This window comes from Microbacterium sp. CPCC 204701 (genome assembly GCF_004010105.1).
Taxonomy (GTDB): domain Bacteria; phylum Actinomycetota; class Actinomycetes; order Actinomycetales; family Microbacteriaceae; genus Microbacterium.
In genome coordinates this window covers 1-6,668 of the sequence record NZ_RRYE01000160.1, presented here as the reverse complement: position 1 = coordinate 6,668, position 6,668 = coordinate 1, and the positions used below count along the sequence as shown (strand labels likewise).

The following is a 6,668-nucleotide window of genomic DNA, read 5'->3' as shown; positions in this document are numbered from 1 at the left end:
CGACGCCGAAGGCGCCGACACCCCGAGCCGCGGCCGCGGCCGGAACCGCAGCCGCAACCGCAACCGCGGGCAGAGCGGCCACAACGGCGACCGTCCGAACGGTCAGGCCGCTGCACCGGCCGAAGCCGCGAAGCCCGAGCAGTCCGACGACGACCAGACCGCCCAGGGCGGGGCGAGGGGCCGGCAGCGCAACAAGCGCCGCGGGCAGAGCGCCGCCGACGAGTTCGAGACCGAGATCGGCGAGGACGACGTCCTGATCCCGATCGCCGGCATCCTCGACGTGCTCGACAACTACGCGTTCGTGCGCACCACCGGCTACCTGCCCGGCCAGAGCGACGTGTACGTCTCGCTCGGCCAGGTCAAGAAGTACAACCTGCGCAAGGGCGACGCCGTGGTCGGCGCCATCAAGCAGCCGCGCGAGGGCGAGCAGTCCAGCCGCCAGAAGTACAACGCGCTCGTCAAGGTCGACGCGGTCAACGGCCTGTCGGTCGAGGATGCCGCCACCCGCGTCGAGTTCGGCAAGCTCACCCCGCTCTACCCGCAGGAGCGCCTGCGCCTCGAGACCGCGCCCGAGAAGCTCACGCAGCGGATCATCGACCTGGTGGCGCCGATCGGCAAGGGCCAGCGCGGCCTCATCGTCGCGCCGCCCAAGGCCGGCAAGACCATCGTGCTGCAGCAGATCGCCAACGCGATCGCGACCAACAACCCCGAGGTGCACCTCATGGTCGTGCTCGTCGACGAGCGCCCTGAAGAGGTGACCGACATGCAGCGCACGGTCAAGGGCGAGGTCATCGCCTCGACCTTCGACCGCCCCGCCGAGGACCACACCACGGTCGCCGAGCTCGCCATCGAGCGCGCCAAGCGCCTGGTCGAGCTCGGTCGCGACGTGGTCGTGCTGCTCGACTCGATCACCCGCCTGGGCCGTGCCTACAACATCTCGGCACCGACCTCGGGCCGCGTGCTCACCGGCGGTGTCGATGCCTCGGCACTGTACCCGCCGAAGCGCTTCTTCGGCGCCGCGCGCAACATCGAGAACGGCGGATCGCTCACGATCCTCGCGACCGCTCTCGTCGAGACCGGTTCCAAGATGGACGACGTGATCTTCGAGGAGTTCAAGGGCACCGGCAACAGCGAGCTGCGCCTGAACCGCCAGCTCGCCGACAAGCGCATCTTTCCCGCGGTCGACGTCAACGCTTCGTCGACGCGTCGCGAAGAGATGCTGCTCTCGCCCGACGAGGTCAAGATCACCTGGAAGCTGCGTCGCGCGCTGGCCGGCCTCGAGCCCCAGCAGGCCCTGGAGGTCGTGCTCGGCAAGCTCAAGGAGACCCAGTCGAACGTCGAGTTCCTGGTGCAGATGCAGAAGTCGATCCCCGCGCCCGCGCGCGACGGGCACGGCGGCGGCAACAGCCACGCGCACGACAACAGCATCCGCTGAGCCTTGTCGAAGCATGATCCTGGGATGTTCGAGTCGGTCAAGGGGCTGATCGAGGAGCACGCCGCGGTCCAGGCCGAGCTGTCCGACCCCGCCGTACACGCCGATGCGGCGCGGGCCAAGCGGGTGAACCGGCGCTACGCCGAGCTCTCGCGCATCGTGAAGGCGCACGAGGACTGGCTCGCGGCATCCGACGATCTCGACGCGGCGCGCGAGCTCGCCCGTGAGGATGAGGCGTTCGCCGAGGAGGTTCCCGCGCTCGAGGCGAAGCTCGCCGAGGCGCAGGAACGGCTGCGGCGGCTTCTGATCCCCCGCGATCCCGACGACGCGCGCGACGTCATCATGGAGATCAAGCAGGGGGAGGGCGGCGCCGAGTCGGCGCTGTTCGCCGCGGACCTGCTGCGGATGTACCTGCAGTACGCCGCGTCGAAGGGCTGGAAGACCGAGCTGCTCGAGCGCAACGAGTCCGACCTCGGCGGCTACAAGGACGTCCAGGTCGCGATCAAGGGCGCTTCGAGCGACCCCGCTCAGGGCGTGTGGGCGCACCTGAAGTACGAGGGCGGCGTGCACCGCGTGCAGCGCGTGCCCGCCACCGAGTCGCAGGGCCGTATCCACACGTCGACGACCGGGGTGCTGGTGTTCCCCGAGGTCGACGAGCCGGAAGAGATCCACATCGACCCGAACGATCTCAAGATCGATGTGTTCCGCTCGTCGGGCCCCGGCGGTCAGTCCGTCAACACGACCGACTCGGCGGTGCGCATCACGCACCTTCCGACCGGGATCGTGGTGTCGATGCAGAACGAGAAGTCGCAGCTGCAGAACCGCGAGGCGGGCATGCGCGTGCTGCGGGCCCGGCTGCTCGCCAAGCAACAGGAGGAGCTCGAGGCGGCGGCATCCGATGCCCGCAAGTCGCAGATCCGCGGCATGGACCGCTCCGAGCGCATCCGCACGTACAACTTCCCCGAGAACCGCATCGCGGACCACCGCACCGGCTACAAGGCCTACAACCTCGACCAGGTCATGGACGGTGCCCTCGACCCGCTCATCGAGTCCGCGATCCACGCCGACGAAGAGGCGCGGCTGGCCGCTCTCGGCTCCGACGCCTGACGTCGTAGAGTCGCCTGTGGTTCGGCTCGCAGTACGCATGCCAAGAGGGGCGCGCGACACGCCGATGTCACGCCCGGGATCGCAGAGTCATCCTGCGTCACGAGCGCCGGCATAGTCCGGGAGACGTCGACGGATGCCGAGTCCCCGGGCCGCGGCATCCGTCAGATGACGTACTCGGGTGCGGTCAGCAGCGCCCGGGTGTCTTCGCCGATGCGGCGGGCGCGAGGCTTGGCGGGCACGCCGACGAGCACGCTGTCTGCCGGCGCGTCCTTGGTGACGACGGCGTTGGCGCCGACGACCGAGCCTGCACCGACCGTGACGGGGCCGAGGATCTTCGCGCCCGCGCCGACCGCGACGCCGTCGCCGATGGTGGGGTGACGCTTGCCGCCCTCGCGCTGCCGGCCGCCGAGCGTCACGCCGTGGTACAGCAGCACGTCGTCGCCGACCTCGGCTGTCTCGCCGATCACGACACCCATGCCGTGGTCGATGAAGAAGCGGCGGCCGATCGTCGCGCCGGGGTGGATCTCGATGCCGGTGAGCCAGCGCGTCACCTGCGAGCCGGCGCGGGCGAGGAAGCGCATCCGCCGCGTCCACAGCGCGTGCCACAGCCGGTGGGACCAGATGGCGTGGAGACCGGGATAGAGCAGCGCGATCTCGAAGCCGCTGCGGGCGGCGGGGTCGCGCAGCTTGGCCGCTGCGACGTCCTCGCGGACGCGCGCGACGAATCCGATGCGTTCGCTCACTTCTTGTCGGCCTCCGGTTCGCGCAGGTGCTCGTAGAGCGCAGTGGACAGGTATCGCTCGCCCGAGTCGGGCACGATGACGACGATCCTCCTGCCCTCGGCTTCGGGGCGTGCGGCGATCTCGAGGGCCGCCCAGACGGCCGCCCCGGCAGACATCCCCGCGAGGATGCCCTCACGTGTCGCGAGCGCCCGCGCCGTGCGGATCGCGTCGTCGAACCCGACGTCGAAGATCTCGTCGACGACCGAGCGATCCAGCACGTCCGGCACGAAGTTCGGCCCGATGCCCTGGATGCGGTGCCCGCCGGCGCGTCCTTCGGTGAGGACGGGGGAGTCCTCGGGCTCGACGAGCACGATCCGTGTCCCGGGGCTGCGCTCCTTGAGCACCTGGCCGACGCCGGTCACCGTGCCGCCGGTGCCCGAGCCCGCCACGAACCAGTCCACGCGGCCCTCGGTGTCGCGCCAGATCTCCTCGGCGGTGGTGCGGCGGTGGATCGCGGCGTTCGCCTCGTGCTCGAACTGGCGGGCCAGCACCGCGCCGGGGGTCTCGGCTGCGATCCGCTTGGCGGCCTCCACGGCCTCGGTCATGCCCTTGTACGGGTCGGTGAGCACGAGCTCCGCACCGTAGGCCTTCAGCAGCGTGCGGCGCTCCTTCGACATGGACGCCGGCATCGTGAGGATCACCCTGTAGCCGCGTGCGGCGCCGATGAGGGCCAGCGCGATGCCGGTGTTGCCGCTCGTCGACTCCACGATGGTCCCGCCGGGGACGAGCTCGCCTGCGGCCTCCGCGGCTTCGACGAGGGCGTAGCCGAGGCGGTCCTTGACCGACGAGCCCGAGTTGTAGAACTCGAGCTTCGCGAGCACCTCCGCGCCGAGACCCTCGGTGAGCGCGTTGAGGCGCACCAGCGGTGTCTCGCCGAACGCGGTGGTGATGTCGGAGTGGATGCCGGGCACGAACGCTCTTCTCAGGTCGGGGAACGACGACGGCGCGACGGCGTCCGAACGCGTCGTGGCGCGCGCCCGCAAGCCGCGGGTCTGGGGCAGAGCCCCAGAGGATCGCGCGTCGCGCCGTCGTGCGGGTTCAATCTTCCCGCAGATCCTCGAAGAGCGCAGTCGACAGGTACCGCTCGCCGGTGTCGGGCGCGACGACGACGATCTTCTTGCCGGCGTTCTCGGGGCGAGCGGCCAGCTGCAGGGCGGCCCACACCGCGGCGCCGCTCGAGATGCCGACGAGGATGCCCTCCTGGGCGGCGAGGTCGCGCGAGGTCGAGATGGCGTCCTCGAACTCGACCGTGACCACCTCGTCGAACACGTCGGTGTCGAGGATCGGCGGCACGAAGTTCGGGCCGATGCCCTGGATCTTGGCGGGACCGGGGGTGCCGGTCGACAGCAGCGGCGACGCCGACGGCTCGACGGCGACGACCCGCACGTCGGGCTTGCGCTCCTTGAGCACCTGACCGACGCCCGTGATGGTGCCGCCGGTGCCGACGCCCGCGACGAAGACGTCGACCTCGCCGTCGGTGTCGCGCCAGATCTCCTCGGCAGTGGTCTTGCGGTGGATCTCACGGTTCGCCTGGTTCTCGAACTGCTTGGCGAGGATCGCCCCCGGCGTCTCCGAGGCGATGCGCTCGGCCTCGGCGACCGCGCCCTTCATGCCTCCGGCGGGGTCGGTGAGCACGAGCTGAGCGCCGAAGGCCTTCAGCAGCACGCGGCGCTCCACCGACATCGACGACGGCATCGCGAGGATGACCTTGTAGCCGCGCGCGGCGCCGACCAGCGCCAGCGCGATGCCGGTGTTGCCGCTCGTGGCCTCGACGATGGTGCCGCCAGGCTGCAGCGCGCCGGATGCCTCCGCCGCATCGACGATCGCGATGCCGAGGCGGTCCTTCACGCTCGAGCCGGGGTTGTAGAACTCGAGCTTCGCGTACACCTCGGCGCCGGCGCCGTCGGTGACGCGGTTGAGGCGGACGAGCGGTGTGTTGCCGAAAGCGGCGGTGATATCGGGGTGGATGCCGGGCATGTCGATCGGCCTTTCGGGTGGGTTCGCTCGGGGTCGGATGCGGGACCCGGCGTCATCGCGCGGGACGCCATCAGCCTAGGGGAGCGGATCGGCCGAGTTACGACATGTGACGCCTGGGCTCGCGCGATACGAGGTGGGCGCTCCCGCGGCCCCTGAGATCCGTCCTCGCCGAGGCCGCCGGTCCCGCCGGTCGACGCGTAGGCTGAAGGCTCCATGTCGTCAGAGCGCTCCACCCCCGAGACCCTCTCCACTGCCCTCCGGGCCGCTGTCGAACGGCTCGCCGCAGCCGGCATCGCCGATCCCGCCGTCGACGCGGAGCTCCTCGCCGCGTTCGTCCTCGGAGTGACGCGTGGGGGAGTGCAAGCGGCGACCCTGCGAGGCGACGCCGTCCGCCCGGCGGAGGTCCGGCGGCTGGAGGAGCTCGTGACGCGCCGCGCGACCCGCGAGCCGCTCCAGCACATCACCGGCGTCGCGCCGTTCCGCCACCTCGAGCTGCGCGTAGGCCCCGGCGTGTTCGTGCCGCGGCCCGAGACCGAGGTCGTCGCCCAGATCGCGATCGATGCGCTGCGCGCCGCGGCATCCGAGTCTCCCGCCGCGGTCGATCTCGGCACCGGAAGCGGCGCGATCGCCCTGGCGATGGCGACCGAGGTGCCGCACGCGCGGGTGTTCGCCGCCGAGAACTCCGTCGACGCGTTCGTGTGGACGAAGGAGAACTTCGCGCGCATCGGCGCCGAGAACGCGCGTCTCGCGTTCATCGACCTCGAGCACGCGTTCCCCGAGCTCGGCGGCACCGTCTCTGTGGTCGCCTCCAATCCGCCGTACGTCCCGGATGCCGCGGTCCCGCGCGACCCGGAGGTCCGTTTCTACGATCCGCCCGCGGCGCTGTACGGCGGAGAGGACGGGCTCGACGTGGTCCGCGTGCTCAGCCGCGCGGGTCTGCGCCTGGCGCACCCCGGCGGGACGATCGTGATCGAGCACGGGGAGTGGCAGGGCGAGGCCATCCGCGACATCCTCGCCGCCGACGGGTGGCGCGCCGCGGCGACGCACCCCGACCTCACGATGAGGGACCGCGCGACGACCGCCCTGCGCCCATGACGCGGAGGGGCGCCGATCCCGTTCCCGTCGCCGCCCCCGACTAAACTCATGGGCGACATGTCCCCCATCTTCGACTGCCGCGATGAGGCCGAGCTGCTCACCGGCATGCGCCAGGCACGCCAGGCCATCGGCCGCGGCGACCTTGTGGTCCTCCCGACCGACACCGTGTACGGCGTCGCCGCTGACGCGTTCAACGCGGCGGCCGTCGCGCGGCTGCTCGCCGCGAAGGGCCGGGGGCGCCAGTCGCCGCCCCCCGTGCTCGTCGCCGGGCTCTC

At 71.2% G+C, this 6,668-nt stretch carries 7 protein-coding genes; 4 read left to right on the top strand and 3 right to left on the bottom strand.

Annotated features, from left to right (window positions below):
* Together rho and prfA are read left to right on the top strand one after the other, a co-directional pair.
* Window positions 1-1,435 (top strand): transcription termination factor Rho (gene rho, locus EIO58_RS10575; protein WP_205789224.1); only part of this gene is annotated, 1,435 nt, incomplete at its 5' end.
* Between the two features lie 24 nt (window positions 1,436-1,459).
* On the top strand, window positions 1,460-2,539 hold the full coding sequence (prfA, locus tag EIO58_RS10570) for a peptide chain release factor 1 (protein WP_127819510.1): 1,080 nt from the start codon (window positions 1,460-1,462) through the stop codon (window positions 2,537-2,539).
* Window positions 2,540-2,700: 161 nt separating this feature from the next.
* On the opposite strand, the gene epsC is transcribed toward prfA, so the two are convergent.
* The 3 genes from epsC to cysK (EIO58_RS10555) form a co-directional block, all read right to left on the bottom strand.
* Window positions 2,701-3,270, bottom strand: a complete 570-nt coding sequence (gene epsC / locus EIO58_RS10565; RefSeq protein ID WP_127819511.1) for a serine O-acetyltransferase EpsC — start codon at window positions 3,268-3,270, stop codon at window positions 2,701-2,703.
* A gap of 8 nt (window positions 3,271-3,278) precedes the next feature.
* The gene (cysK, locus tag EIO58_RS10560) at window positions 3,279-4,232 is read right to left on the bottom strand and encodes a cysteine synthase A (RefSeq protein WP_127819509.1); all 954 of its coding nucleotides are present in this window, start codon (window positions 4,230-4,232) and stop codon (window positions 3,279-3,281) included.
* A gap of 127 nt (window positions 4,233-4,359) precedes the next feature.
* Window positions 4,360-5,298 carry a cysteine synthase A gene (cysK, locus tag EIO58_RS10555; RefSeq protein WP_127819508.1) on the bottom strand — a complete coding sequence of 313 codons (939 nt, stop codon included), beginning with the start codon at window positions 5,296-5,298 and terminating at the stop codon, window positions 4,360-4,362.
* 213 nt (window positions 5,299-5,511) lie between these two features.
* Here cysK (EIO58_RS10555) and prmC point away from each other — a divergent pair, with 213 nt between their 5' ends.
* On the top strand, window positions 5,512-6,393 hold the full coding sequence (prmC, locus tag EIO58_RS10550; protein ID WP_127819507.1) for a peptide chain release factor N(5)-glutamine methyltransferase: 882 nt from the start codon (window positions 5,512-5,514) through the stop codon (window positions 6,391-6,393).
* A gap of 57 nt (window positions 6,394-6,450) precedes the next feature.
* On the top strand, window positions 6,451-6,668 hold a 218-nt coding region (locus EIO58_RS10545), incomplete at its 3' end, for a Sua5/YciO/YrdC/YwlC family protein (RefSeq protein WP_205789226.1).